Below are 26,180 nucleotides of genomic sequence, written 5' to 3'. Positions count from 1 at the left end.
CATGCTGCAGGCAAACGGCATCGTCAAGAATTTCCCCGGCGTCCAGGCCTTGCGTGAGGTGTCCATAGAGGTGCGGCCGAACGAGGTGGTCGGGCTGATCGGCGAGAACGGCGCCGGCAAGTCGACGCTGATGCGGGTGCTGGCCGGCGGCTACCGGCTGGATGGCGGCAGCCTCACGCTGGACGGCGAGCAGCTCAAGCTGCGCAACGCCCGCGACGCCGCCAGGCATGGCATCGGCATGGTGTTCCAGGAGCAGTCGCTGGTGCTGAACCTCACGGTCGCCGAAAACATCTATCTCGGCGAGGAAGACCGCTTCACCCGCTTCGGCCTCGTCAACTGGCGCGCCATGAACGCGGCGGCGCGGCGGCAGCTCGCCAAGATCGGCGTCGACATCGACGTCACCGCGCGCACCTCCGAGCTGACCTTCGCCGCGCGCCAGATGGTCGAGCTCGCCAAGGCGCTGACGCTGGAGGAGATGGTCGAGCGCCCATTGCTCATCCTGCTCGACGAACCGACCTCGGTGCTCAACGCCGCCGATATCGACGTGCTGTTCGCGCGCGTGCGCTCGCTCAAATCCCGCGCCAGCTTCGTCTTCGTTTCGCATCGCCTCGACGAGGTGCTGGCGATATCCGACCGCGTCTACACGATGAAGGACGGCGCGGTCGTGGCCGAGCACCGTGCCGCTGAAGTCACCGCGCCGGAGCTGCACGAGATCATGGTCGGGCGCGGGCTGCAGGCCGAATATTACCGCGAGGTCCGCCAGCAGCCGCCGGGCGAAAAGGTCATGGTCGAGGCGAAGGGACTTGGCGCGAACGGCTTTTATCACGGCGTCGATCTTTCGATCCGGGCTGGCGAGATCGTCGGCATCGCCGGCGTCGTCGGCTCCGGCCGCGAGGAGGTCACGCGCACCGTCGGCGGCTTCCTGCCGCACGATGCCGGCGAGATGAAGATCGCCGGCGAGACGGTGCGCTTCGGGTCGCCGGAACCGGCAGTGCGCAAGGGCATCGGCTATGTGCCGCGTGAACGCAGGCTCGAGGGCCTGGTGATGTTCCTGTCGATCGCCGAGAACATTTCGCTGGCGGACCTCTCGAGCGTCATGCGCAACGGCGCCATCGACTACGCCAAGGAGCGGCGGCTTGCCGCCGACTGGATCAAGCGGCTCAGCATCAAGGCGCCCGGGCCGGACGCTGCCTGCCGCAAGCTCAGCGGCGGCAACCAGCAGAAGGTGGTGCTGGCGCGCTGGATGACGGCGGGCTCGCGCATCCTGGTGCTCGACCACCCGACGCGCGGCCTCGATGTCGGCGCCAAGGAAGAGGTCTACGAGCTGGTGCGCGATCTCTCCGAGCAAGGCGTGGCCATCCTTCTGATCTCCGACACGCTGGAAGAGACGATCGGCCTGTCGCATCAGGTGCTGGTGATGCGCGACGGTGAGATCACCGCGCGCTTCGATGCGAGCCCTGGCAACAAGCCGAAGCAGGTCGATCTGCTGCGAGCGATGGTATAGGCCGATGAAAGAGACGTTCTCCATAAAGCGGGTGTTCGAGGGCAAGTGGACACAAGGCGCCATCCCGCTGGTCCTGCTCGTCGCCTTGTTGCTGATCATCGAGATCGCCGCGCCAGGTTTCCTGACCGGCGAGACGCTGTCGCTGCTCTTCGCCAACACCGCTGTGCTGTTTATCCTCGCCACCGGCGTCACCTTCGCGATCCTGCTCGGCGGCATCGACCTGTCGATCCAGGCGGTCGCCTCGCTGGCGAGCGTGATGCTGGCGCAATTGCTGCCTTCGCTTGGCTTCGCCGCCTTTCCGGTGGCGATCCTGTCCGGCCTCGCCTTCGGGCTGCTGAGCGGCATCGTGCATGTCAAGCTGCGCGTGCCGTCCTTCGTGGCGACCTTGGCCACCGGCGGCGTGGTTACCGGCCTGGCGCTCTGGGTCTCCAACGGCCGCGCCATCACCATCGAGGAAGCCGGACGCGAAAAGACCGCATGGATCAACGCCACGATTTCCGGCCTGCCGGTGGTAGTGCTGATCTCGGCCCTGATCGGCGTCGTCAGTTTCCTCGCGCTGCGTTACACCCGCTTCGGCCGCCAGGCGATCGCGGTCGGCGCCGGCGAACCGGCGGCATGGGCTGCAGGCATCAATGTCGATCGCACCAAGATCATCGCCTTCGCCGCGTCGGGCATGCTGGCGGCCATTGCCGGCGTGGTGCTGGCGGCCAGGTTGTCGAGCGGCTCGCCGGTGCTTGCCAACCAACTGCTTTTGCCCGCCATCGCCGCCGTCATCGTCGGCGGCACGGCCATCACCGGTGGGCTGGGCGGCGTCGCGCGCACAGCGGTCGGCGCGCTGATCATCTCGATCGTGCGCATCGGCATGACCTTCGTCGGCGTCAACATCTTCCTGGAAAACATGGTGTTCGGCGCGGTGCTGATCGCCGCCGTAGCCATCACCATCGACCGCAGCAAGATCGCGGTCATCAAGTGAGGAACCTATCCGCACCGCCTCCCAAGCAAGCGCGGACGCAGAGGGACCGCATCGGCGGGGAGCCGGTGCGGTCCAGGCTGCAGTCATTGCATCGTGTCGAGGCCGATCAGCTCGATCTTGTAGCCGTCCGGGTCTTCGACGAAGGCGATGTGGGTGGTGCCGTGCTGCATCGGCCCCGGCTTGCGCGGGATCTTGGCACCGCGCTTCTCGAGCTCGGCGCAGACGGCGTGAATGTCGTTGACGCCGAGCGCCAGATGGCCGAAGCCGGTGCCGATCTCATAGGGCTCCTCGCGGCCCCAATTCAGCGTCAGCTCGACGACCGCTTCTTTGTCCTCCGGTCCGTAGCCGACAAAGGCGTTGGTGAACTTGCCGCCGGGGTAATCGTCGCGGCGCAGCAAGGTCATGCCGAGCACTTCGGTGTAGAAGGCGATCGACTTGTCGAGGTCGAGAACCCTGATCATGGTGTGCATATAGCGAAAGCCTGGAGCGTCGCTCATTGGGAAAGTCCTCCGAATTCAGTGATTTGCCGTTCTGACCATCCACATCAAACGGTTGGCGGGTACGATGACGCCGCTTGATGTTCTCAATCAGGGTTGTATGATAACACGACAAGATTGGTGGTTGTCCAGTCGTTTTCCGGAAGGATCCAGGTCCAGTTCATGAATGCCGTGCCGCCCAATTCCGCATCGCTGATCGCCGCGCTGGCGGGCATGCTGTCCGACGGCGGGCTGCTGACCGAGGCGGAGGACCTGGTCCGCTACAGCCGCGACTGGTCGGGCGACCATTTCGGCCGGCCACTGGCGGTGGCGCGGCCGGCTTCGGTCGAAGAGATGTCGGCGCTGATGCGGCACTGCCATGCCGAGCGCGTCCCTGTGGTGCCGCAAGGCGGGCTGACCGGCCTTGTCGGCGCGGCGGTGGCGGCCGACGGCAACGAGGTCGTCGTCTCGCTGGAGCGCATGAACAAGATCCGTTCGATCAGCCCGATCGACTTCGCCATGGTGGTCGAGGCCGGCTGCATCCTCGAGGACGCCAAGCGCGCCGCCGAGGCGAACGACTGCATCCTGCCGATCACCTTCGGCGCGCAAGGCAGCTGCCGCATCGGCGGCAATGTGGCCACCAATGCCGGCGGCTTCAACGTGCTGCGCTACGGCATGACGCGCGACCTGGTGCTCGGCCTCGAAGTGGTGCTGGCCGACGGCCGCGTCTGGAACGGGCTGAAGGTGCTGCGCAAGGACAATCGCGGCTATGATCTGAAGCAGGTCTTCATCGGCTCGGAAGGCACGCTCGGCATCGTCACCGCAGCGGCGCTGAAACTCTTTCCCGGGCCGACGCAGATCGAAACGGCCCTCGTCGGCCTGCGTTCGGTCGAGGATGCCATGGCCCTCTATGCGCGGGCGCGGCGCGGCTGCAGCGATCTGCTCACCGCTTTCGAGCTGATCCTGCGCGGCGGCATCGAGATCACCATGCGCGAGGGGAAGGACTTTCCCGATCCGCTTGCCGAAGCCTATCCAGCCTATGTGTTGATCGAGGTTTCCGGCGGCGGGCTGATCAATCTCAAGGATATGCTTTTGAGTTTTCTCGCCTGCGCCGAGGATCTCGTCCAGGACGGCATCGTGGCATCGACGCGGGCGCAGGCCGAGCGCCTGTGGCTCTACCGCGAGATCATGGTCGAGCGGCAGGGCCGCGGCGGGCGCTATCTGCGCACCGATGTTTCGGTGCCGATTTCGAAGCTTGCCGATTTCGTCACCGACGCGCTCTTCGAACTGGGACGGGCGAGACCCGACGCGCTGCCCGTCACCTATGGCCATGTCGGGGACGGCAACATCCATCTGAACGTCGTACCGCCGGAAGGCATGGGCGCCGAGGCGATCGAGCATCTGTTCGAGCAGGCGGAAGCCGAGATCTTCGCCGTCGTCGACCGCTATGGCGGCTCGATCAGCGCCGAGCACGGCATCGGCCGGGTCAAGCAGCGGGCCTTCCTCGAGCGCATCGATCCGGTGACGCTCGATCTCGCGRCAGGCATCAAGGACGCCTTCGATCCGCGCCACATATTGAGCAACGGCCGCATTCTGGCGTCCGCATCCGCGCTCGACTATAGGTGAGCGATGACGCTGAAGCTCGACAAGGTCAATCGCGGTCCGCACCTCTCCACCCTGGTGGCGAGTTCGATCTCGCGCGAGATCGCGCAAGGGCGTCTGAAACCCGGCGATCAACTGCCGACCGAACAGGCGCTGGCGACCACGTTCGGGGTCAGCCGCAACGTGGTGCGCGAAGCGATCGCCAGGCTGCGCTCCGAAGGCCGCATCTGGTCGCAGCAGGGCAGGGGCGCTTTCGTCGCCGACGCAACCAATGCCACGGTGCTGACGATCGACTATGAGACCTTGCAGCGGGCGGATTCCTTCCGCAACCTGTTCGAGCTGCGCGGCATGCTGGAGGTGCAGATCGCAGCGCTGGCCGCGACCCGCCGTTCCGATGCCGATATCGAGGCGATGGAGCGGGCGCTCGATGGGATGCGCACGGCCCCCTATGGCAGCGTTGCCTGGCTGAAGAACGACCTCGGCTTCCACCGCGCCGTCGCCGAAGCGACCCGGAACCCCTATATGGGCCAGTTTCTCATCTTCGTCTCGGAGCGGGTGCGCGAAAGCATCCTGGCCGCCGGCAACCAGCAGAAGTCCGACGACATGGCGCGCACGACACTGGGCGAGCACGAGCGCATCTTGGCGGCGATCAAGGCCGGCGACGCGAAGGGCGCGAGCGCGGCGATGACGCGGCACCTTGCCGGCGCGGCCTCGCGCGTGGGACTCCCGGGAGGTGAGGCCGAGGCCGCGTCGCCGGCACGGCATTCGAGGCTGCGGAAGGCTATGCGCGGGCGGGCTGCGGGATAGAGTTCGCGCCATCCGCCTCCTCACTCGGCTGCGACCTCATTCAATGAAACGCCGTTGAGCCCGGCAACAATATCCGACAGCGCCGGCACGAACCTCTCGCCGTGTCCCGTAGCCACCGCCGTCGCAAAACCGTTGCGCACGACGGCGCCGACCGGGTTGGCGATGCCGGCGGCCTGGGCGAAGGAGGCGAGGTAGGTCATGTCCTTCAGCGCATTGGCGATGGCGAAGCGCTGGGCGTTCTCGTTGCGGTTGAGCACGAAGTCGAAGAAGGCCTGGTAGAAGCCGCAATCCATGCGGCTGCCGGAAATCACGCTGTTGAACACCTGCGGCGTCAGTCCGGCCTTGGCGCCCAGCGTCAGCGCCTCCGAATAGATCGCGGAATAACCCATCGAGATGAAATTGTTGAGCAGCTTCATGGTGTGGCCGCTGCCGGTCGGGCCGGTGTGGACGATTCGTGCGGCGAAGGCTTCGAGCACCGGCCGCGCGCGGGCGACCGCTTCCGCCGCGCCGCCGACCATGACGTCGAGCTTGCCTTCGGCGGCCTCCTTCGGCGTGCGCGCCAGCGGCGCGTCGATCAGCGTCACGCCCTTGGCGGCGAGCTCGGCGGCAAGCGCGATCGTCGAGGAGGGGTTCGAGGTCGAGCAGTCGACGATCAGCAGCGGCTTACCGGAGGCTGCAAGCCCTTGCGGTCCTTTCACGACCGCCTCCACCTGCGGCGAGCCGGTGACGCAAAGGAGAACGATGTCGCAGCCTTCCGCGAGCGCGCGCGGCGTCGCCGCCTGGCGGGCGCCGGCGCTGACCAGCTTCAGCGCCGCCTCCTGGTTGCGGTGCGCCCAGACCGTCAGCGGCCAGCCCTTGGCCACGATGTTTGCTGCCATGCCCGAGCCCATGGCGCCCAGGCCGACAAAGCCGATTTGCTGCTTCATGTTGGTCTTCCAGTGCTGTTTAAGTCGCTGTCTTGATGGATGTCGTTGTCCTGGAACCGCTGCATCGGTCTGGGGCGGTATGCGTCGGGCCCAAAGAAACGAATGATTGCCGTTGCAACCAACCAGTGCGATCCTTGGCGTAAGAATCGATTTAAGGGGCCGGCTTTCCGATGGCGGATCGCGAGGGAGCAATGTTCGGTGCCATCCGCCAGTCCCCCAATCTCAGGGGCGAACTGGTGGACAAGTTTGCCGCGCAGATCGAAGCCGGCGATCTCGCGCCTGGCCAGCGGCTGCCCACCGAGCAGGAGATCGTCAACGCGACCGGCGTCAGCCGGACCGTGGTGCGCGAGGCGCTGGCGTCGCTGCGCGCGCGAGGGCTGATCACGACGCGCCAGGGCCTCGGCGCTTTCGTGGCGCAGGAGCCGCCGCCCAAGACCTTCTCGATCGTGCCGACGGATGTCGCATCGATCGACGATATCCTGGCCGTGCTCGAGCTGCGCATGGGCGTCGAGGCGGAAGCGGCGGCGCTGGCGGCTACGCGCCGGACCGCGAGGGACCTCGCCCTCATGGCCAGGCAGCTCGATGCCATCGACCGGGCGATTGCCGAGACGGGTCTTGCCGCGACCGAGGATGCGGCTTTCCATCGGGCGATTTCGCTCGCCTCGCACAACGCCTATTTCAGCCGGCTCTTCGACACGTTCGGCACCGCCATGATCCCGCGGCAATGGACGCAATTCGATCGCCTGGAGCCCGCCGAACGCGAACGGCATTTCGAGCGGACACGGCGCGAGCACCGGGCGATCCACGACGCCATCGAGGCGCGCGACGCCAAGGCGGCGCAGCGCGCGATGCGGCTGCACCTGACCCGTTCCTACAAGCGCTTCGAGCAGCTCCGCGACGGCGCCGGACATCTGAAATAGATCAGGCGAGGGCGCCCGAGCGGAGCCTGGCCTGCCGCGACAGGAGGCGGCTGCGGCCCGACGTTCTAAGTCCGCCCGGCCTCGATCGGCATCTTGCGCGAATGCCAGGAGCATCCCGTCGTCCTCCAGCCTTCCGATAGATCCAAACCCGGCGCTATCTGTAGTCATCTTTTGCATGCTTACAGGGTTGTCATACAACTATCCGATCTGATATTCCTGCCGGCACGACCCGTCAAGACGACGCGGGCTTTGAGGAGTGAGTTTCCATGCATCAAAGGCGATTTGGCCGCACCGGCTGGCAAGTGTCGGAAATCGGCTTCGGCAGTTGGGCGATCGGCGCCGACTGGGGCGACGTCGAGGAGAAGGACGCCATTGCGGCGCTGAATGCCGCGCTCGATTCAGGCGTGAGCATGATCGACACCGCCGATGTCTATGGGGACGGCCGGGCGGAGAAGCTGATCGCCAAGACGCTCAAGGGACGGGGCGGCGCAAGACCGATCGTCGCCACCAAGGCCGGCAAGCGGCTGAACCCGCATGTCGCCTCCGGCTACAACCGCAAGAACCTGACCAGCTTCGTCGAGCGCAGCCTGCGCTATCTCGAGGTCGACGTCCTCGATCTGGTGCAGCTCCACTGTCCGATGACGGAAGTCTTCTACCAGCCCGAGACATTCGAGGCGCTGGAGAGGCTGGTCGAGGAAGGCAAGATCCGCCACTACGGCGTCAGCGTCGAAAAGGTCGAGGAAGGCATCAAGGCGCTGCAATATCCCGGCGTCGCCAGCGTCCAGATCATCTACAACATGTTCCGGCAGCGTCCGGCGGAGCTGTTCTTCGACATGGCGCTCCAGAAGGACGTCGCCATCATCGTCAGGGTGCCGCTGGCCAGCGGCCTCTTGTCCGGCAAGTTCCGCAGCGATTCCAATTTCAGCGCCAAGGACCACCGCAACTACAACCGGCAAGGCGAGGCCTTCGACGTCGGCGAGACATTCTCCGGCGTCAATTATGAGGAAGGATTGCAGGCGGTCGAGGAATTGCGGCCGTTGCTGCCGCCAGGCGCCACCATGGCGCAATGGGCGCTGCGCTGGATCCTGATGAACCCGGCGGTGACGGTGACCATTCCGGGCGCCAAGTCCGTCCGGCAGGCGCAGGAGAACGCCGCCGCGTCCGACCTGCCGGCGCTGTCGCCGCAACTGATGGAGCGCATCGCCGACATCTATGAGCGGCGCATCAAGCCCGCCGTGCACCAGCGCTGGTGAGCGCCATGGGCAGCGACAGGCCTCTGGTTGCTGGTGAACAACTTGTTGCTGGTAAGCAACTTGTTGCTGGTGAGCAACTTGTTGCTGGTAAGCAACTTGTTATCGACGGGCATCAGCATTTCTGGGACCCGGCGGACGGATCCGGCGGCTGGATGACGGAGGATTACGCCGCCATCCGCCGGGTGTTCTCGCCCGACGATCTCAAGCCGGCGCTCGCCGCAGTTGAAGCAGTCGCCGGTCATGCAGGAACTCTATCTCGGCAAAAGGGCACAGCAGAACCATGACCCCTCACGGGCGTGACCGTGAGGGGCAAGCCTTGACAATCCGCGCTTCCCTTCGGCCGAGCCACGAGCGCAGCCGCCGAGATCGCCGTATCGGTGCCAAGCTCGTCGCGCGCAAGGAATGGCATGCTGTGATAGCCGGTGCACCGCGCGGCGCCTGCGGCTGCTTCGCGCCCCATACGGCCATTCAGGCAAACACGGCATCCACCCGAAAATAGGCATCCAGATCATGACGCCGAGGCTATGATCGTGAAGCCACGGGCGGCTCATCATGCCGGCTTGTCGTCAGGATGCCCAAGCTCGCAGAACCAGCCGCCGAGATATTTCACCGACGGCTTGTTCGGGTCGGGTACCGGCGTCTTTGCCTCGACGGCGGCGCGGAACGGTTCGGCACTGTCCTGCGGGATGAACCCCAGGTGGTTCGCGCCGCTGTTGTCGACCATCTTCAGCTTGTTGTCGGAAATGCCGAAGGAGATCGTGTGGCCGACGCGCGGCGCGGTGAGCGAGGCCTCGACCAGGCGCACACAGTCGGCGAAGGAGAGATAGGACCACAGCATGCGGCGGTCGGCGGGTTCGGGGAAGGACGAGAAGATGCGCAGGCACACCGTCTCGATGCCGAACTTGTCCCAATAGAGCCGGCTGAGGCTCTCGACGAAATTCTTCGACACCCCATAGAGGCTGTCGGGACGCACCGGCGCGTCGACGCCGATATGCGCCTCGATCTCGTGATAGCCGATGGCATGCACCGAGGAGGCGTAGATGACGCGCTTCACCCCATGTTTCCGGGCGCCTTCGTAGATGTGGTAGGAGCCGCGGATGCTGGAATCGAGGATGGTCTGCCACTCGCATTCGAGCGGCGCGCCGCCGAAATGCACGATCGCGTCGCAGTCCTTGGTCGCGGCGATCGTCGCCTCCATGTCGGCGAGATCGAAGACGGCTTCCTCCTCGTGCGGCGCGAGATCGCCGAAGGGTTCGCGGCCCGCGAGGCGGATCGTCTTGGCCAGCGGCACCAGTCCTTTGCGCAGCTGCGAGCCGAGCCGGCCGGCGGCGCCCGTGATCAGGATACGTTCGTAATGCGGCATCATTTACTCCACTTGCGCGACGGCGGCGTTGATGCGCGCGATCGCTTCGGTCAGCACCTCTTCGCTGGTCGCGGTCGAGATGCGGAAATAGGGTGACAGTCCATAGGCGACGCCGGGCACCGACGCTACCCGGCCTTCGTTCAGAAGATAGTTGGCTACGGCCGTATCGTCCTCCAGCACGACGCCCTTGGGCGTCTTGCGGCCGATCAGGCTGGCGCAGCCGATATAGGCGTAGAAGGCGCCCTCCGGCGGCGACAGCGTCAGCCCGTTGATCTTCCTGATTCCGTCGACGACCAGGTCGCGACGCCGCTCGAAGGCCTTGCGGAAACGCGCGACCTCGTCCTGCGGGCCGTTGAGCGCGGCGACGGTGGCGGCCTGCGCGATCGAGCACACCGATGTGCAGGACTGGCTCTGGATCGTCGACATCGCCTTGAGAAGCGGCGCCGGCCCGGCCGCATAGCCGACGCGCCAGCCGGTCATCGCATAGGATTTAGAGACGCCGTTGACGATCAGCGTGCGGTCCCTGAGCTCCGGGCACGCCTTGCCGAAGGAGACGAACTCGCGCCCGTCGAACAGGATGTGCTCGTAGATCTCGTCGGAGAGGACAAGCACCTGCGGATGTTTTGCCAGCACCGCGCCCAGCGCTTGGAGATCGGACCCGGAATAGACCGCGCCGGAGGGGTTGCCCGGCATGTTGAGGAAGAGCCACTTCGTCCGCGGCGTGATTGCCTTTTCCAAGAGCGCCGGCGTCAGCCGGAAGCCGGTGGTCTCAGGGCATTCGACGACGACCGGCGTGCCGCCGAGCAGCTTCACCATTTCGGGATAGGAGACGAAGTAGGGCGCCGGCAGGATCGCCTCGTCGCCTGTTTCCAACGTCGCCATAAGCGCGTTGAAGATGATCTGCTTGGCGCCGTTCGCCACCACGATATCGTCGGCCGTGTAGTCCAGCCCGTTCTCGCGCCGGAATTTTCCCGCGATGGCCTCACGCACTTCGGCTGTACCGGCGGCAGCGGTGTAGAGCGTTTGCCCGGCCTTCGCCGCGAAATGGGCGCCATCGATGATGTGCAGCGGCGTTGGGAAATCGGGCTCGCCCAGGCCGAGATCAATCACGTCGACGCCCTTGGCGCGCAACGCCTTGGCGGCCTGCGAGGCGGCCATCGATGCGGAGGGCTTCACCACCGAGAGGCGGGAGGCAACATAGCTCATCAGTCGTTCTCCGTGATGTAACCCTTGGATCGGTCGTTGGCCCGCGCGGCCGCCTCGCGTTTGGCCGGATCGCCATAGCCGCCGCCGCCCGGCAGTTCGAGGATCAGCCGGCGTCCCGCCGGCACATGCTGCCAGCCCTTGGGGCGCATCTTGGTGCCGTCGTCGAGCTTGACCACGCCGGCGACGCCTGACTTGCCGCCATTGCGCCCACGGGCCGGATGATTGACGCGGTCGAACATGGCGGAAAAGTCGAACTCGTGGCCGTCGGTCGCGGCGATCTCGATGACCTGTCCGAGCCCGCCGCGGAATTCACCATCGCCGCCGGAATTGGGCCGCAGCTCCTTGCGCCAGATGACGATCGGGCCGGTATGCTCCGTGGCTTCGATCGGCATTGTGTGCACGCCCGAAGGGAAAGCCGTCGCCGACAGGCCGTCGAGCCCGGGGCGGGCGCCCATGCCGCCGGAATTGAACATCAGCACCTCGGCGCGGCGGCCGGATGCGCCGGCGGCCGGGCGTGCCGAGATGTGGATGTTCCACAAGGCGCCGGCGCCCTCGGCGAGGATCTTGCCGGGCAGCGCCTTGGCGAAGGCGCCCAGCACCAGATCGGGAACCATGTGGCCGAAGATGTGCCTGAGCGCCACCGGCGCCGGCCGCACGGCGTTCAGGATATTGACCGGCGACGAAACGGTGAAGAAGGCGAGCGAGGCGGCATTGTTGGGGATGTCGGGAGCCACCATGCATTTCAGCGCATAGCAGGCATAGGCCTTGCTGTAGATGATCGGGCAGTTGATGCCCCAGCGGCTCATCGGGTCGGTGCCGGTGAAGTCGACCTCGACATGGTCGTCGCGGACCGAGACGGTGGCTGCGAGCTTCACCGGCTCGTCATAGCCGTCGGTCACCAGCTCGTTCGACCAGCTTCCCTTGGGCAGCGCCTCGATGCGCTCGAGCATGGCGTCGCGGGTACGCGAGAAGATGAAGTCGCCGAGCCCGTCCAGCGAGGTCAGCCCGATCTCCTTCATCATGTCGACGAGGCGACGGTGACCGACCTCGTTGCAAGCGGCAAGCGAATAGAAATCGCCGACGACCTGGTTCGGCTCGCGGACATTGGCGCGCAGGATGCGGACGAGGTCGAGATTGACCTTGCCCTTCTCCGCGAACTTCATGATCGGGATCTGGATGCCTTCCTCATAGACCGACTTGCCGTCGGCGCCGAAGCCGCGGCCGCCGACATCGACGACATGCGCCGTGCAGGCGAAGAAGGCGACGAGCTCGCCGTTGAGGAAGGACGGCGACACCATGGTGATGTCGTGCAGGTGGCCTGTGCCGAGCCAGGGGTCGTTGGTGACATAGGTGTCGCCTTCGAACATCTCCTCGCGCGGGATCGCGTTCATGAAATGCAGCACGGCCTCGGCCATGGTGTTGACGTGGCCCGGCGTGCCGGTCACCGCCTGCGCCAGCATCTGGCCGCGCGGATCGAACACGCCGGCCGACAGGTCGCCGGATTCGCGCACCGAGGTCGAGAAGGCGGTGCRCAGCAAAGTCAGCGCCTGCTCCTCGACCACCGAGATCAACCGGTTCCACATGACCTGCATGCGGATTTCGCCAATATCGCTCATGCGCGGCTGCCTTTGCGGATCAGGAGGATCGCGCCGTCGCTCTGGATGACGGCGTCGAAGCTGGTGGTGACGACGGTGGATGTCTCGCGCTCGACGATGACGGCAGGTCCCGCAATGYGATCGCCGGCGCAGAGCGTGTCGCGCTCGACGATGCCATAGCTGCGCGGCCGGCCACTGACCGGGTCGAACACCTCGCGCGTCGTTGYCGGTTTACCGGTCTTCTCGCCCATGGTGAGCTCATGCCGCGCAACCGCKGGCCGAACATCCGTCGCCTTCACCGACCAGGTGACGATCTCGATCTCCAGCCCGTCGAGCCCTTCGATGGCGCGGCCGAAGAAGCGCTGGTAGTTCTCCTCGAACAGGTCCTTGAGCTTCACCACCGCGTCGTCGCCGAACGGCTCGTCCGCCAGCGGCACGGGGATTTCCCAACCCTGGCCTGCATAGCGCATGAAGGCGGTGATCTCGCAGACGATTTTTCCGCTGGCACCGCTGCGCACAAACCCTTCGGCGGAGGCTTTGAGGTCGGCGAGGAGCGCGTTCACCTCGGCCGCCTTGAAGCGGGACAGGCGCGTCAGCTTCGACGCCAAAGCTTCGTAGCCGAAGGGCGCCTTGAGGAAGCCGATCGCCGACCCGACGCCGGCGCCGCGCGGCACGATGCACTGGTCGATGCCGAGCTTTTCGCACAGCCTTGCCGCATGCAGCGGCGCGGCGCCGCCAAAAGCGATCATCAGATTGTCGGAAATGTTCTTGCCGTTCTCGACGGCGTGGACGCGCGCGGCGTTGGCCATGTTCTCGTCCACCACCTCGCAGATGCCGAAGGCGGTCGCCATGGCATTCAGCGACAGGCGCTCGCCGACATCGCGCAGGATCGCCTGCTCGGAGGCGGCGGTGTCGAGCCTGATCGCGCCGCCGGCGAAATTGTCGGGATCGAGCTTGCCGAGCACCAGGTCGGCGTCGGTGATCGCCGGACGCTTGCCGCCGCGGCCGTAGCAGGCCGGGCCGGGTTCCGAGCCGGCGCTTTCCGGTCCGGTCTGGATGCGACCCATGGCGTCGACCCAGGCGATCGAGCCGCCGCCGGCGCCGATCTCGATCATCTCGATCACCGGAATGGAGATCGGCATGCCCGAGCCCTTTGAGAAGCGGTAGGTGCGTGCCACTTCGAAGGTTCGTGCTGTGCGCGGCGCATAGTCCTCGATCAGGCAGATCTTGGCGGTGGTGCCGCCCATGTCATAGGAGACGACCTTTTCGAGCCCGAAGCGACGGGCGATGTCGGCGGCGAAGATGGCGCCTCCGGCCGGGCCGGATTCGACCAGCCGGACCGGGAATTCCGAAGCGGTTTCCACCGAGATCAGGCCGCCGCCGGAATGGATCATGAAAACCGGGCAGTCGGCGCCCATGTCCTTCAGGCGCGTCTGCAGGCGGGCGAGGTAGTCGGCCATCTGCGGCCGCACATAGGCGTTGGCGCAGACGGTGTTGAAGCGCTCGAACTCGCGCATCTGCGGCGAGACTTCGGCGCTGATCGAAATCGGGATGCTGAGCTTGCGGGCGAGGATGTCGCGCGCCCGGCGCTCGTGGCTGGGGTTGGCGTAAGCGTGGATGAAGCCGATCGCCACCGAGCCGAAATTGCCGGCGGCGATCCGATCGGCTATCTCCTCGAGCGCGGCTTCGTCGAGCGGCTGCAATTCCTGGCCCTCGGCGCCGATGCGGCCCTTGACCGTGAAGCGGTCCTCGCGCGGGATCAGCGGCGTCGGCAGCTGCAGGTTGAGGTCATATTGCTCGAAGCGGTTTTCCGTCCGCATCTCGATCACGTCGCGGAACCCTTCGGTCGTGATGAGCGCGGTCCTGGCGCCGCGCCGTTCGATCAGCGCATTGGTGGCGAGCGTCGTGCCGTGGATGATGATGCCGATCTCGGCTGCCGAAATTCCGGCATCGCGGATGACCACGTCGATGCCGTCGAGGATCGCCTGCTCGGGCGCCGCATAATTGGTCAGCACCTTGGTCGAGAACATCGTTCCCCTGACATCGAGCGCGATGTCGGTGAAGGTGCCGCCGATGTCCGCGCCGAGACGGATGTCGTCTGATCTGGAGGTCATGCCTTGGCCTTCTGCGAAGCGAGCGCGGCGTCGCGCATCTGGGAAAGGGTTTGCCGGGGCGTGAGCGCTTCGGGCGAGATGGCGATGTCGAGGACCGCGCCGGTCACGGAGTTGAGCGCCCGCTCGAATGCCGCCGCGAAATCCTGTGTTGCCTCGACGCGCTCGGCGTGAAAGCCGTAGGCCTTCGCAAGCGCCACGAAGTCGGGGTTCTCGAGCGAGGTGCCGGAAACGCGGGCCGGATAGTTGCGCTCCTGATGCGCGCGGATCGTGCCGTAGATGCCGTTGTTGATGATGAGCACGATGGGCTGCGCGCCGRCCTGCATGGCGGTGCCGAGCTCCTGGCAGTTCATCTGGAAATCGCCGTCGCCGGCGAAGCAGACCACCGTGCGCTGCGGATACGCGACCTTCGCGGCAATTGCCGCCGGCAGGCCGTAGCCCATGGCGCCGGATTGCGGCGCGAGCAGCCGCGCCTTAGGTCCGAACTTGAAGAACTTGTTCGGCCATACCGTGAAATTGCCGGCGCCGTTGGTGAGGATGACGTCGGCCGGCAAGGTCTCGCGCAGCCAGGCGCTGACCGCGACCATGTCGACCGGGCCGGGCTGCACCGGCGCGGCGAACGTGCCCTCATAGGCCTTGCGCGCCGCAGCGCGCCACCCGGCCCAGCCACCCTTCACCGGCATCAGCGCCTTGGCGAAAGCATTCGGGCCGGCATGGATGCCGATGGCCGGCACATAGATCTTGCCGATCTCCCGGTCGGAGCCGTGCGCATGGATCAGCTTCTGGCGCGGCACCGGAACGTCGAGCAGCGTGTAGCCGTCCGTCGTCATCTCGCCGAAGCGGACATTGACGGCCAGGATCACATCCGCATCGCGGATCAATGTCTTGACATGCGCCACCATGCCGACGCCGGCCTCGCCGACGAAGACCGGGGAATGGTTGTCGAACTGATCCTGGTAGCGGAAAGCGGCGATGACGGGGATGTCGGAAGCCTCGGCAAAGGCCTGGAGCGCGGCGCGTCCATCCGCTTTCCAGTTGGCGCCGCCCATGAGCAGCACCGGCCTCTCGGCTGCAGCCAGCATCTCGAGCGCCGCCGTGATGGCATCCTGTGAGGGAGCGGCTTCGAAGATCGAAGCAGGGCCGTTGAGCGGCGCGGCTTCGGTCGCGGTGGTCAGCATGTCTTCCGGCAGTGCGACCACGACGGGGCCGGGCCTTCCGGTCAGGGCCGTAGTCCAGGCCCGCGCCACGATCTCGGGAAGTCGTTCGACGTCGTCGATTTCGACCACCCATTTTGCGACGGTCCCGTAGACCGCCCGGTAGTCGATCTCCTGGAAGGCTTCGCGGCCCTTCATGTCGGTGCCGACCTGGCCGACGAACAGGATCATCGGCGAGGAGTCCTGCATGGCGGTGTGGACGCCGATGCTGGCATTGGTCACACCCGGGCCTCGGGTCACGAAGCAGATGCCCGGCGATCCAGTCAGCTTGCCATAGGCGGAAGCCATGAAGGCCGCGCCGCCTTCGTTGCGGCAAAGCACATAATCCAGTTTGCCCTTGGTATCGTGCAGCGCGTCGAGAACGGCGAGATAGCTTTCGCCGGGAACGCCGAAGCTCTTTGTCGCGCCCAAGGCGGTCAGGCACTCGACAAGAAGGCGACCGCCATTGCGGACCATGCTTCGACATCCTCTTAATCCGGCGGCAAGCGGACCGAGCCTGCCTTTCGGATTTATACCTGCACTGCGGCCGGCCGGCGCGAAATCAAGAAATGCGATCGATACGAAAGTTTTTCTTTGCTATGAAATCCGCACCAAAACACCGGGGTTCATCGTGCCCGACGGATCGAACGCATCCTTCAGCCGTGCCATGAGCTCCCGCTCCACCGGACTTCTGTTCCGGTCAGCCATGGCGATCTTGGCGCGGCCGAGCCCATGCTCGGCGGCAAAGCTGCCGCCCATGTCGGTGGCTAAAGCGGCCAGCGCCTCGGCGAACGCTGCGGCCTTGCCGTCGAAATCGGCGCGGCCTTCCGGCGGCGACAGATTGTAGTGGATGTTGCCGTCGCCGAGATGGCCGAACGGGTTGATCCGCACGCCCGGAAGAATGTCGTGGCATCGTTTCGCGCCCGCTTCGATGAAGCGCGCGATCGCGCCCGGCGGCACGGAGATGTCGTGCTTGAGCTGCTCGCCTTCCAGCCGCTGGCCCTCCGGCTGTTCCTCGCGCAACCGCCAGAACTGCGCCCGCTGCGCGCCCGAATTGGCCAGCGCGCCATCGACGACCAGCCCTTGCTCCATGCCCCATTCCAGCGCCGAGGACAGGATCTCGTCGAGGGGAACGCGTGTCGAGCCCGACGCCATCTCGACGAGCAGATAGACGTCGCCCCTTGTCTCCAGCTGATAGGCAAGGTCAGGCAGATGCTTGAGCGCCAGCGTCAGGCCGACATCCGAAAAGAATTCGAGGCCGGCGAGGAATTCGCCGGCCTCGCCGCGCAGGAAGGCGCCGAACGAAACGGCCGCCGCGAAGTCGGACATCACCAGGAGCGCGCTCGCCTGCTGCTTTGGCGTGGGATAGAGCCTGAGCACCGCGCGCGTCACGATGCCGAGCGTGCCTTCCGACCCGCAGAACAGCTTGCGCAGCTGATAGCCGGCATTGTCCTTCTGCACCGCGCGAAGACCGTCCCACACCGTGCCGTCCGGCATCACGACTTCGAGGCCAAGGACAAGATCCTGCATCATGCCGAACCGGAACGCGTGACTGCCGCCGGCATTGGTGCCGATCAGGCCACCGATCCTGGCGCTGCCTTCGGCGCCGAGATGCATCGGGAACATCAGCCCATGCGGTTCCAGCGCCTCATGCAGYCCGGCGAGAACCACGCCCGCATCGACCAGGATAGACCCGCTCTCCAGGTCCGGTTCGCCGATTGCCGTCATGCGCGACAGCGAKACGATCACCGCGTTGGCCTGATCGGCGACGGCGCCGCCGCACAGGCCGGTGTTGCCGCCTTGTGGCACGACTGCCAATTGGGCCTGCCTGCAAGCCTTGACCACCGCGGCCACCTCCGCGGTATTCGCGGGGCGGGCGACGCCCAGGGGCCGGATGCCATAACGGTTGAGCCAATCGCGCTGGTAGGGTTGGGCATCATCGCCCGAAAGCCAGCCTTTCGGTCCGAGTATCTCGCGCAAGGCGATTGTAGGATCGGTCATTGAAATTCCTGCTGATGTGCTGCGCGCGGAACGTCGCATCTCTCGGCATGCCGTTCAATGACCCAGCACCTGCGACAAAAACTGACGGGTGCGCTCGTTTCGGGAGGACGTGAAGAATTCCTCCGGCGGCGCTTCCTCGACGATCTCGCCGCCGTCCATGAAGATCACCCGGTCGGCGACGCGGCGGGCGAAGCCCATTTCATGGGTCACGCAGATCATGGTCATGCCCTCGGCGGCGAGCGTCACCATGACGTCCAGCACCTCGGCGATCATCTCCGGGTCGAGCGCCGAGGTCGGCTCGTCGAACAGCATGATCTGCGGCTGCATGCAAAGCGCCCGCGCGATCGCCACGCGTTGCTGCTGGCCGCCGGAGAGCTGGCCGGGAAACTTCATCGCCTGCTCGGGGATGCGGACCTTCTCCAGAAAGCGCCTGGCCGTCCTCTCGGCCTCCGCGCGCGGCCGCTTGCGCACGATCATCGGCGCGATCATGCAGTTTTCAAGCACGGTCATGTGCGGGAACAGGTTGAAGTGCTGGAACACCATGCCGACCTCGCGCCTGATCCCGTCGATGTTGCCGATATCGTCGTTGAGCTCGGTGCCGAGCACGGTGATGCGGCCGCCTTCGTGCTCTTCGAGCCGGTTGATGCAGCGGATCAGCGTGGATTTGCCGGAGCCTGACGGACCGCAGATGACGATCCTTTCTCCGCGCTCGACGGAGAGGTTCACCTTCCGCAGCGCATGGAACGACCCGTAATGCTTGTCGAGGCCTTCGATACGGACGGCCGGGCCGGATGGGAGCGTCGAATCCAAGTGCGCCTCCCTAGCGTTCGCCGACCGCCATGCGCCGCTCGAGGTAAGCGCCGTAGCGGGACAGGCTGAAGACGAAGACAAAATAGATGAAGGCGATGAAGGCATAGACCTCGACATAGGCGAAGCGCCATTCGCCGGTGCCGTAGGCGGCGTTGCCGGAGGCCAGGATCTCGAAGAAGCCGACAATGACCACCAGCGAGGTTTCCTTGAACGAGATGACGAACTGGTTGATCGTCGCCGGCAATGCGTTGCGCATCGCCTGTGGCAGCACGATGCGGCCGATGCGCTGCCAGTAGCTCATGCCGAGCGCCATGGCGGCTTCTTCCTGTCCCGCCGGAACGCCCTGCATGCCGCCGCGCACGATCTCGGCCTGATAGGCGGAGAAGAACAGGGCGGAACCCAGGATCACCCGGTAGAGCTTGTCGCCCTGCAGCCATTGCGGCAGGGCGAAAGGCAGAACGACGGCAAATGTGAAGAGGATCGAGATCAGCGGCAGCGAGCGGACGCCATCGATGATCAGGCCGGTGGTGCGCGATATCCAGGGCAGGTCCGAGCGGCGCAGCAGCGCCAGGCAGATCGCCAGCGGGAAGCCGATCAGGCAGGTGGTGACGAAGATGAAGAGGGTAAGCGCCAGCCCGCCCCAGGCCTCCTCGCCGACATAGGGCAGGCCGGGCACGCCGCCCTTCATCAGCACGTAGTAGAGGCCTGTTCCTGTGCCCCAGATGAGAGCGATGCGGCGGCCGGTCCAGAAGGCCGGGATGCAGCTCAGCACCGTCATGACCACCACGCTGACGCAGGCGAGCGCGGAGCGCCATTGCTCCTCGAAGGGATAGAGACCGAACAGGATGATGCGCCACCGGGCGGCGATGACCGACCAGCAGGCGCCGGCCGCCGCCTGGCAGGCCTCAGGCCCGCCGGTCGTGGTGAACACGGCCGAGAAGACGGCCCAGTCGAGCAGCTTCCAGACGATGAAAGCCATGATCGTCAGGGATATCAGCGACAGCAGCGCCTGAAGCGGCGTTGCGAAGAAGCGGCGCTTCAGGTCTTCGAGCCTGCCCGGGGCAGGGGGAGCGACAACGACCATCTCCATTTCTGTCATCCCCTCAGCTGATTGCCCTTGAGGGCRATGGCCTTGTTGATGCGGTTGAATACCGCGGCAAGGCTGAGATTGATGGCGAGGAAGCCGGCCATCAGAATGCCGATCACCTCGAGCGTCTGGCCGGAGTGGTTGATCGTCAGCGCCACGATCATGAAGAAGTCGGTGAAGCCCACCGCAATGCCCATCGTGGTTGCCTTCATCAGCCAGACATACTGGTTGGCGAGGATCGGCAGCATTGCGCGCAGCGCCAGCGGCAGCCTGACCAGCGTGAAGACACGCCAGGGGCTCAAGCCCAACGAGAGCGCCGCCTCCATCTGGCCCTTGCTGACGGCCTTGAAGCCGCCGCGCACGATCTCGGCGATGTAGGAGCCGCCATAGATGGCGATGGCCACGGCCAAAGCGGAAAATTCAGGCGGGATGCGCAATCCACCCTTCAGGTTGAGGCCTTGTAGGGCAGGAAAGTCGAGCAGTGGTGCATCCGGCAGGCGACCGATCATCAGGATGACAACCGCGCAGGCGAGCGCCACTGCCGCACCGGCGAACTGGACGGCAGAACGTTCGCCGACCGGTTGGCTGATCTGCGATGTGCGGCCGAGCCAGACCGGCAGCGCGATCGCAGCGATCACGGCCAAAACGGCCAGCGCCAGCGCCGTTCCGCCGACATTGGGAATAGGCACATAGAGACCACGGCTGGTCAGCAGCATGCCGAATGCCTCATGCGCGGCGCGCGGTGTCGGCAGATGCGTGATCAAAGCGTACCAGAAGAAGACCTGCAGGATCAGTGGGATGTTGCGGAAGATGTCGACATAGGTGCGGCCGAGCAGCCGTGCCAACTCGTTCGATGACGTGCGCGCCAGACCGACGATCGTGCCGACGATCGTCGCCAGGATAAGGCCGGTGGTTCCGAGGAACAGCGTGTTGACGATGCCGATCAGGAAGAACCACCAGTAGGGATCGTTGGCGGTGGCCGGCAGCAGCGAGAAATTCACGTCCCAGCCGGTCGACTTGAACAGGAAGTCGAAGCCGGAGGTGATGCCTTGCTCGGCAAGGTTGCGCCGGGCGATCATCACGCAGGCAAGGACCATCGCGGCGAGTGAGCCGACGTAAAGGGCCTGCAACAGCGCGTTGCGGACCTTCTGATTTCTCAGCAGGCTGACCATCAGGATCTTCCCGAATTGGCGCCGGCTCCGCCGGGCAGGCAGCCGGGCGGAGCTCAAAGCGGATGCGTTAGGAATGGATCAATCGATCACCAAGGGGATCAGTCGATCACCAGCGGGAACAGGACGCCGCCATTGTTCCACAGATTGGTGAGCTCGCGATCCATCTTGTAGGGCGAGTCCTTGCCGAGATCGCGCTCGAAGATCTCTGAGTAATTGCCGACCTTCTTGATCACGTTGTAGGCCCAGTCGTCGGAAAGCCCGAGGCCCTTGCCCATGCCGGGGGTGACGCCGAGGAATTTCGCCACCTGCGGCGAGGTCGGCTTGGCCTTGATCTCGTCGACATTCTTGGAGGTGATGCMTTCCTGCTCGGCGAAGATCAGGGTGCTCAGCGTCCAGTTGGCGATGTCGACCCAGTTGTCGTCGCCCTGGCGCATGATCATCACTTCAGGCTCGACCGCGAGCACGTCGGGCAGGATCACGTGGTCCTCGACCTTGCTCTTGGCGATGCGGGCGATGGCGAGCGTCGGGCCCCATTGCGCATAGAGATCGCAGCGACCGGAGAAATAGGCCTGCTCGAGCTCCTCGGTCTTCTCGATCAGCACCGGCTCGAGCTTGATGCCGAGCTTCTGGGCGTAGGCGGCGACCTGCTGCTCCTGCGAGGTGCCGGCGGGAATGCAGATCGTGCCGCCATCGGCATCCTTGAGCGATTTCAGGTTGAGCTCCTTATGCGCCATCACCTTGGTCGTGCCGAGATAATAGGAATTGGAGAATTGCAGGCCGAGCTCGGTGTCGCGGCTGAGCGTGCCGCCCGAGGCCTTGATGATGATGTCGACGTCGCCCGACTGGAGCGACGGCCAGCGCTGCGCCCAGCTGATCGGAACGATCTTCAGCTTCGCCGGATCGCCGAACACGGCGGTGGCCACCGCCTTGCAGAGGTCGATGTCCATGCCTTTCCAGTTGCCCTTGTCGTCCACCTCGGCAAAGCCGAGATAGGAGCCGTCATGGCCGGTGCAGTTGAGCACGCCGCGCGCCTTGACGGTTTCGAGCGTCTTGCCGCCGGCGGCTTCGGCCGGTGCTGCCAGATGAATAAGGCCCAGGGCCATGGCGGCGGCCCCCCATTTGATCATTTTCATGTTTGATAGTCTCCACTGTTGAGGTTGTTCCGTTTCTTGTTGTTGGAGCCCCGCAAGACGTCTTACGGAACTCGGTCTCGAAGCCGCTTCTCAGTCGGAAAGCGGTGTCGGTTTCGGCAAGGAGAGCTTGAGGTCGCTGCGCCAGTCCTCCTGGGCGAGCCATCGATGCAGCGCGGCCACCGCCTTCACGCGCAGATGCCCGCGCGGGACGACGAGATAGAAGCCGGGGACTTCCTCCGGCTTCATGTCGGCAATGGCGTCGCGGCCGATCGGTGCGACCAGGGCGCCGGAGCGGAAGTCCTCCTCGGCGTCGATGACGGAAACCAGGCCGACACCGATGCCTTGCAGAGTCGCCCGGCGCATCGTCGCAGCGTCGTCGAAGCTGATGCTGCGGTTGCCGTCCGACAGCTCGACGCCGAGGTGCCGCAAAATATCCGGCCACAGGCGCTTCGACTTGACCGTGTCGAGCAGCGTGAATTTCGTCAGGTCTCGCGCCGAGCTGATCTTCTCGCCGATCGCCGGCGTGCAGCAGATGATCTTCGGATCCGGCACCAGCAGCGTGACTTCGTAGTCGGGCCAGTTGCCGTAGCCMCACTGCACAGTCATATCGATATCGTCGCGGCCGAAGTCGGGCAGGTCGACCATTGTGGTCAGGCGCAGGTCGGCGCCCGGCAGCATCTCGCGGAAGAGCGAGAGTCGGGGCAGCAGATAATGCGTGGCGAAGTAGGGACTGGCATTGAGGTTGATGCGGTCGCGGTAGTTCGACTTGGTGACGCGGCGCACGCCTTCGGAGAATTCGTCGAAGCCTGCCTTGACGTAGTGCGAGAGCAGGATCGCCGACTCGGTCAGTTCGATCGATCGGCCCTTGCGTTCGAACAGCGTCACCTGAAGCGTGTCTTCCAGGAGCTTGATCTGCTGCCCGACCGCCTGCGGCGTCACCAGCAACTCGTCGGCGGCCTGGCGGAWGCTCTTGTGCTGCACGACCGCGTGGAAGACGCGCAGCGCGTTGAGCGAAGGGAGGCGAAGCTTGCCGGTCATGGTGAATTCCGCCTCCTTTCGTTCGAGACTCCGTCGGTCAGGCACTGCCGGATGTCAGCCGCGCCCGGCTGGCGACGTTTGTCAGGCGTAGATGTAACCGCCTGAAACGATGACATTTTCGCCGGTCATGTAGGTGTTCTTGGGCCCACCGGTCATGAGCACCCATTCGGCGATTTCGGTCGGCTCGGCGCCGCGGCCGAGCGGGCTCGCCTTGGCCAGTTCCTCGAGGAAGCCGAGAGCTTTGGCCTTCTCGGTGGCCATGCCGGCCGGCGCGACGGAATTCACCAGGATCCCGTCCTTGGCGACGTGATGGGCGAAGGAGCGCGTCAGGCTGACGACGGCGGCCTTGGTGGCCGCGTAGTGCGCGTTCTGCGGATGCGCCTTGAAGGCGTCGACGGATGTCAGGTTGACGATGCGGCCGCGCACCTGGGCTTTCGGCTCTTGGCGTTGCATATGGCGAACGGCCGCCACCATCATGTGGTAGGTGCCTTTGATGTTGATGCCGTTGGAGGCGTCCCACTCGGCGTCGGTGATTTCGAGCAGCGGCCGACGCGGATAGATCGCGGCGCAGTTGATCAGCGTGTCGACGCGCCCAAGCTTCGCGACGATGGCGTCGAAGGCGGCGTGGCACTGCGGGCCGACCTGGATGTCGCAGGTCGCCGCTGCCGTCGGCAGGCCCTTGGCTTTCGCCGGTTCGAGCGCGCCCTCGGCGGCTTCCTTGTTGATGTCGATGATGCCGATCTTCGCCGCGCCGGCGTCGACAGCCATCTTGGCCAGAAGGGCGCCGAGACCGGCGCCGCCGCCAACGATCAGAACGGATAGGTCTTTCATCCTGTTTTCCTTACTTGGTGCCGCTCGGCGAAGTCGGCCAGGTCGGCATGATGTCGAAACGGGTGACGTCGGCCCACGCCGGCAGCGCGAGCACGCCGACGACCATCCTGGCCACGTCGTCCGGCTGCACCACTTTGCTGGCGTACATGGCTTCGCGCGCCTTGGCGTCGAGGATGTCGTTGTAGAGTTGCGTCTCGACGCGACCGGCGACGATCTCGGTGACGCGGATACCGGATGGAGAGAGGTCGGCGCGCAGCGCGCCGGCAAAACCGGAGATGGCGGCCTTGGTGGCCGCATAGACGGCGATGTTGGAGAATGCCGCGTGGCCGGCGACGGAGCCAGTGAACAAAATGTGGCCCGACTGCCGCTCGCGCATCTGCGGCACGACGAGCCGGGTGAGCAGGATCGCCGCGCTGAGGTTCACTTCGAGGGTGGTGTCGATGTCGGCGATCTTCATCTCGGCGAAATTGCCGAGCGGCGGCATGATGCCGGCATTGTTGATCAAGACGTCGATGGTGAGATCGGCCAGCACCGATTCCAGCGCTTCGCGATCGGTGACGTCGACGGCGATCGGCACGATGCCTGGGCGTTCGGCCTGCAGTTCCTTAAGCGCCGCCTTGCTGCGCCCGACCGCATAGACCTCGTAGCCGGCATCGCTCAAGGCGACCGCCATGGCGCGCCCTATGCCGCTCGTCGCACCTGTGATGAAGGCTGTCGTCACGTAGGGCTTCCCCGGTTGCTTGATGCTCAGTTTGCGGCTTGGGCCGATGTCGCGAAACCAAGAAAAGCAGCAAAAAGGAAAGATAAACTTTCGAAAATGGTTTCGGCGCTCGAAACGTTCCGCGCTGCACGCGTGATCGGCGAGGCCGCAAACCAAAGAAAAACAACGCCTTCAACGGCGAGAGAACGGGATCCGGCCGCCAGCCGAAGCAAAACATGGCTTTCGCAACCGCGTGACGGTTTGCGTGTTCAGGCTCGAGGCCTATGCCCCTGTTGGCAGCGGTCTTTTCATCCTCGTGAAGAGCGAAGCCGCGGCGGCCTTTTGCTCGGCATCCGTCGCCTCGATCCCCGACGCCTTCGCCAGCGCGCGCACACGACCCAGGCTGTTTTGCAGATGCTTGCGCATGGCTTGCCGGGCCTTGCCGCCGTCCTGCCTTTCGATGGCGTCGACGATGGCTTTATGCTCGCTGTGGATGCGCGCGTAGTAGCTGTCCTTGAGCGCCGGCTCGACCACATAGCCGAGCTGGAAACGCGGCACGATCATCGGCCCGAGATAGGCGAGAAAGCCGTGGATGAATTCGTTGCGCGCCGCCTTGGCGATCGCGAGGTGGAAGTCATAGTCGTAGTGGATCTGGACGGCGGCGGGGTCGGCGTGCCGGGCGTCGATGTCATCCATCATGACGCGGATATCGCGGGCTTCCTTTTCGGTCCGCCGTTCCGCGCAGAGCCCGGCGGACTCCACTTCGACGCTCAGCCGCAATTCGAGCAAGGCGATGGTTTCCGGCAAGGTCCGCAGCGCCTCGTCCGGGATCGAGAAGTTGCGTGGAGCGGGTGTTTCGCTGACGAACATGCCGCGTCCCTGCTGCGGCACCACCATACCCTCCGAGCGCAGCCGCGCGACCGCCTCGCGCACCACGGTGCGGCTGACATCATATTCGGCGCAAAGCTCCGCCTCGGTCGGCAGTTGCGCGCCAGGTTGCAACTCACCGGAGCGGATTTTTTCGGCCAGGCTTTCCGCCACGACGGTGGAAAGCGGCTTGCGCTTCGTCATTCAGGTTCTTCCGTTCAAGTTCAGATTCGGGATGATGCCCGAACCGGCAGGACCATTCAAACCGCCGCTGTGACGATGAGTTCGACCAGCATGCCGGGCTTCGCCATCCGGCCTTCGCCGGAGGAACGCGCCGGCGCATGCTCCTTCGGCATCCAGGCGTCCCAAACCGTGTTGACCTCGTCGAAATCGCGCACGTCGTCCAGCCACATCTGGACATGCAGGATGCGGGTCTTGTCGGTGCCAGCCTTGGCGAGCAGCGCGTCGATCTTGGCGAGAACCTCGCGCATCTGGTCGGCCGCGGGCTGGCCCGGCCTCGCCACCTGGCCGGTGAGGTAGAGCGTGCCGTTGTGGATGACGCCGTGATGGATTCGGGTGTCGAAGTCGAAGCGCTGGATATCGCTCACGGTA

At 65.2% G+C, this 26,180-nt stretch carries 24 protein-coding genes; 7 read left to right on the top strand and 17 right to left on the bottom strand.

The annotated features are described in order from the left end of the window. Window position 1 precedes the first annotated feature (1 nt). Both LCM4577_RS07230 and LCM4577_RS07225 read left to right on the top strand, forming a co-directional pair. On the top strand, window positions 2-1,504 hold the full coding sequence (locus LCM4577_RS07230) for a sugar ABC transporter ATP-binding protein (RefSeq protein WP_041004403.1): 1,503 nt from the start codon (window positions 2-4) through the stop codon (window positions 1,502-1,504). Window positions 1,505-1,508: 4 nt separating this feature from the next. Next, complete coding sequence (locus LCM4577_RS07225; protein WP_041004218.1) at window positions 1,509-2,477, top strand: ABC transporter permease; 969 nt, start codon at window positions 1,509-1,511, stop codon at window positions 2,475-2,477. Between the two features lie 83 nt (window positions 2,478-2,560). Here LCM4577_RS07225 and gloA read toward each other — a convergent pair whose 3' ends face one another. Further along, window positions 2,561-2,974: a lactoylglutathione lyase gene (gene gloA, locus LCM4577_RS07220; RefSeq protein ID WP_040990523.1), complete on the bottom strand. Its 414-nt coding sequence runs from the start codon at window positions 2,972-2,974 to the stop codon at window positions 2,561-2,563. Window positions 2,975-3,136: 162 nt separating this feature from the next. Here gloA and LCM4577_RS07215 point away from each other — a divergent pair, with 162 nt between their 5' ends. Both LCM4577_RS07215 and LCM4577_RS07210 read left to right on the top strand, forming a co-directional pair. Next, window positions 3,137-4,579: an FAD-binding oxidoreductase gene (locus LCM4577_RS07215; RefSeq protein WP_071070630.1), complete on the top strand. Its 1,443-nt coding sequence runs from the start codon at window positions 3,137-3,139 to the stop codon at window positions 4,577-4,579. 3 nt (window positions 4,580-4,582) lie between these two features. Then, a complete protein-coding gene (locus LCM4577_RS07210; protein WP_071070456.1) occupies window positions 4,583-5,362 on the top strand; it encodes a FadR/GntR family transcriptional regulator in 780 nt (259 codons plus the stop codon). 20 nt (window positions 5,363-5,382) lie between these two features. On the opposite strand, the gene LCM4577_RS07205 is transcribed toward LCM4577_RS07210, so the two are convergent. Continuing rightward, the gene (locus LCM4577_RS07205) at window positions 5,383-6,480 is read right to left on the bottom strand and encodes an NAD(P)-dependent oxidoreductase (RefSeq protein WP_338012027.1); all 1,098 of its coding nucleotides are present in this window, start codon (window positions 6,478-6,480) and stop codon (window positions 5,383-5,385) included. On the opposite strand from LCM4577_RS07205, the gene LCM4577_RS07200 reads away from it, so the two are divergent. From LCM4577_RS07200 to LCM4577_RS07190, 3 genes are all read left to right on the top strand, one after another. After that, complete coding sequence (locus tag LCM4577_RS07200; RefSeq protein WP_041004228.1) at window positions 6,459-7,208, top strand: FadR/GntR family transcriptional regulator; 750 nt, start codon at window positions 6,459-6,461, stop codon at window positions 7,206-7,208. The two genes, LCM4577_RS07205 and LCM4577_RS07200, sit on opposite strands and share 22 nt — an antisense overlap. 266 nt (window positions 7,209-7,474) lie before the next feature. Continuing rightward, window positions 7,475-8,461 (top strand): aldo/keto reductase, encoded by a 987-nt coding sequence (locus LCM4577_RS07195; RefSeq protein ID WP_071070454.1) that lies wholly within the window; start codon window positions 7,475-7,477, stop codon window positions 8,459-8,461. A 5-nt stretch (window positions 8,462-8,466) separates the two neighbouring features. Further along, the gene (locus tag LCM4577_RS07190; RefSeq protein ID WP_071032592.1) at window positions 8,467-8,745 is read left to right on the top strand and encodes a hypothetical protein; all 279 of its coding nucleotides are present in this window, start codon (window positions 8,467-8,469) and stop codon (window positions 8,743-8,745) included. 266 nt (window positions 8,746-9,011) lie between these two features. On the opposite strand, the gene LCM4577_RS07185 is transcribed toward LCM4577_RS07190, so the two are convergent. The 15 genes from LCM4577_RS07185 to LCM4577_RS07115 all read right to left on the bottom strand — a co-directional run bounded on the left by LCM4577_RS07185 (window position 9,012) and on the right by LCM4577_RS07115 (window position 26,176). After that, on the bottom strand, window positions 9,012-9,824 hold the full coding sequence (locus LCM4577_RS07185; protein WP_040990789.1) for an NAD(P)-dependent oxidoreductase: 813 nt from the start codon (window positions 9,822-9,824) through the stop codon (window positions 9,012-9,014). 3 nt (window positions 9,825-9,827) lie between these two features. Next, the gene (locus LCM4577_RS07180) at window positions 9,828-11,030 is read right to left on the bottom strand and encodes a pyridoxal phosphate-dependent aminotransferase (protein ID WP_071070449.1); all 1,203 of its coding nucleotides are present in this window, start codon (window positions 11,028-11,030) and stop codon (window positions 9,828-9,830) included. After that, window positions 11,030-12,646 carry a hydantoinase B/oxoprolinase family protein gene (locus LCM4577_RS07175; protein WP_071070447.1) on the bottom strand — a complete coding sequence of 539 codons (1,617 nt, stop codon included), beginning with the start codon at window positions 12,644-12,646 and terminating at the stop codon, window positions 11,030-11,032. Before LCM4577_RS07175 ends, LCM4577_RS07180 begins: the two co-directional genes overlap by 1 nt. Continuing rightward, window positions 12,643-14,739 (bottom strand): hydantoinase/oxoprolinase family protein, encoded by a 2,097-nt coding sequence (locus tag LCM4577_RS07170; RefSeq protein WP_071070445.1) that lies wholly within the window; start codon window positions 14,737-14,739, stop codon window positions 12,643-12,645. Before LCM4577_RS07170 ends, LCM4577_RS07175 begins: the two co-directional genes overlap by 4 nt. Next, window positions 14,736-16,406: a thiamine pyrophosphate-binding protein gene (locus LCM4577_RS07165; protein WP_071070443.1), complete on the bottom strand. Its 1,671-nt coding sequence runs from the start codon at window positions 16,404-16,406 to the stop codon at window positions 14,736-14,738. The genes LCM4577_RS07170 and LCM4577_RS07165 overlap by 4 nt, the downstream gene beginning before the upstream one ends. A gap of 120 nt (window positions 16,407-16,526) precedes the next feature. Next, window positions 16,527-17,930 carry an FAD-binding oxidoreductase gene (locus tag LCM4577_RS07160; RefSeq protein WP_071070441.1) on the bottom strand — a complete coding sequence of 468 codons (1,404 nt, stop codon included), beginning with the start codon at window positions 17,928-17,930 and terminating at the stop codon, window positions 16,527-16,529. Window positions 17,931-17,984: 54 nt separating this feature from the next. After that, on the bottom strand, window positions 17,985-18,740 hold the full coding sequence (locus LCM4577_RS07155) for an amino acid ABC transporter ATP-binding protein (RefSeq protein ID WP_071070439.1): 756 nt from the start codon (window positions 18,738-18,740) through the stop codon (window positions 17,985-17,987). 10 nt (window positions 18,741-18,750) lie between these two features. Then, window positions 18,751-19,830 carry an amino acid ABC transporter permease gene (locus tag LCM4577_RS07150; protein WP_071070437.1) on the bottom strand — a complete coding sequence of 360 codons (1,080 nt, stop codon included), beginning with the start codon at window positions 19,828-19,830 and terminating at the stop codon, window positions 18,751-18,753. A 5-nt stretch (window positions 19,831-19,835) separates the two neighbouring features. Next, complete coding sequence (locus tag LCM4577_RS07145) at window positions 19,836-20,999, bottom strand: ABC transporter permease subunit (protein WP_083354648.1); 1,164 nt, start codon at window positions 20,997-20,999, stop codon at window positions 19,836-19,838. A 98-nt stretch (window positions 21,000-21,097) separates the two neighbouring features. Continuing rightward, complete coding sequence (locus tag LCM4577_RS07140) at window positions 21,098-22,132, bottom strand: amino acid ABC transporter substrate-binding protein (RefSeq protein ID WP_071070435.1); 1,035 nt, start codon at window positions 22,130-22,132, stop codon at window positions 21,098-21,100. 90 nt (window positions 22,133-22,222) lie between these two features. Then, window positions 22,223-23,170 carry a LysR substrate-binding domain-containing protein gene (locus LCM4577_RS07135; protein WP_071070434.1) on the bottom strand — a complete coding sequence of 316 codons (948 nt, stop codon included), beginning with the start codon at window positions 23,168-23,170 and terminating at the stop codon, window positions 22,223-22,225. An 81-nt stretch (window positions 23,171-23,251) separates the two neighbouring features. Then, on the bottom strand, window positions 23,252-24,001 hold the full coding sequence (locus LCM4577_RS07130) for an SDR family NAD(P)-dependent oxidoreductase (RefSeq protein WP_071032602.1): 750 nt from the start codon (window positions 23,999-24,001) through the stop codon (window positions 23,252-23,254). 10 nt (window positions 24,002-24,011) lie between these two features. Next, window positions 24,012-24,722, bottom strand: a complete 711-nt coding sequence (locus LCM4577_RS07125) for an SDR family oxidoreductase (protein WP_041004257.1) — start codon at window positions 24,720-24,722, stop codon at window positions 24,012-24,014. Between the two features lie 261 nt (window positions 24,723-24,983). Then, window positions 24,984-25,772 (bottom strand): FadR/GntR family transcriptional regulator, encoded by a 789-nt coding sequence (locus tag LCM4577_RS07120; protein ID WP_040990558.1) that lies wholly within the window; start codon window positions 25,770-25,772, stop codon window positions 24,984-24,986. A gap of 56 nt (window positions 25,773-25,828) precedes the next feature. Continuing rightward, complete coding sequence (locus LCM4577_RS07115) at window positions 25,829-26,176, bottom strand: RidA family protein (protein WP_071032604.1); 348 nt, start codon at window positions 26,174-26,176, stop codon at window positions 25,829-25,831. Window positions 26,177-26,180 lie beyond the last annotated feature (4 nt).

It is taken from the genome of Mesorhizobium sp. LCM 4577, assembly GCF_001854795.2.
In the GTDB taxonomy this organism is placed as follows: Bacteria; Pseudomonadota; Alphaproteobacteria; order Rhizobiales; family Rhizobiaceae; genus Mesorhizobium; species Mesorhizobium plurifarium.
The sequence above is the reverse complement of the archived record's forward strand: the minus strand, read 5'-3'. Positions and strand labels throughout refer to the sequence as shown.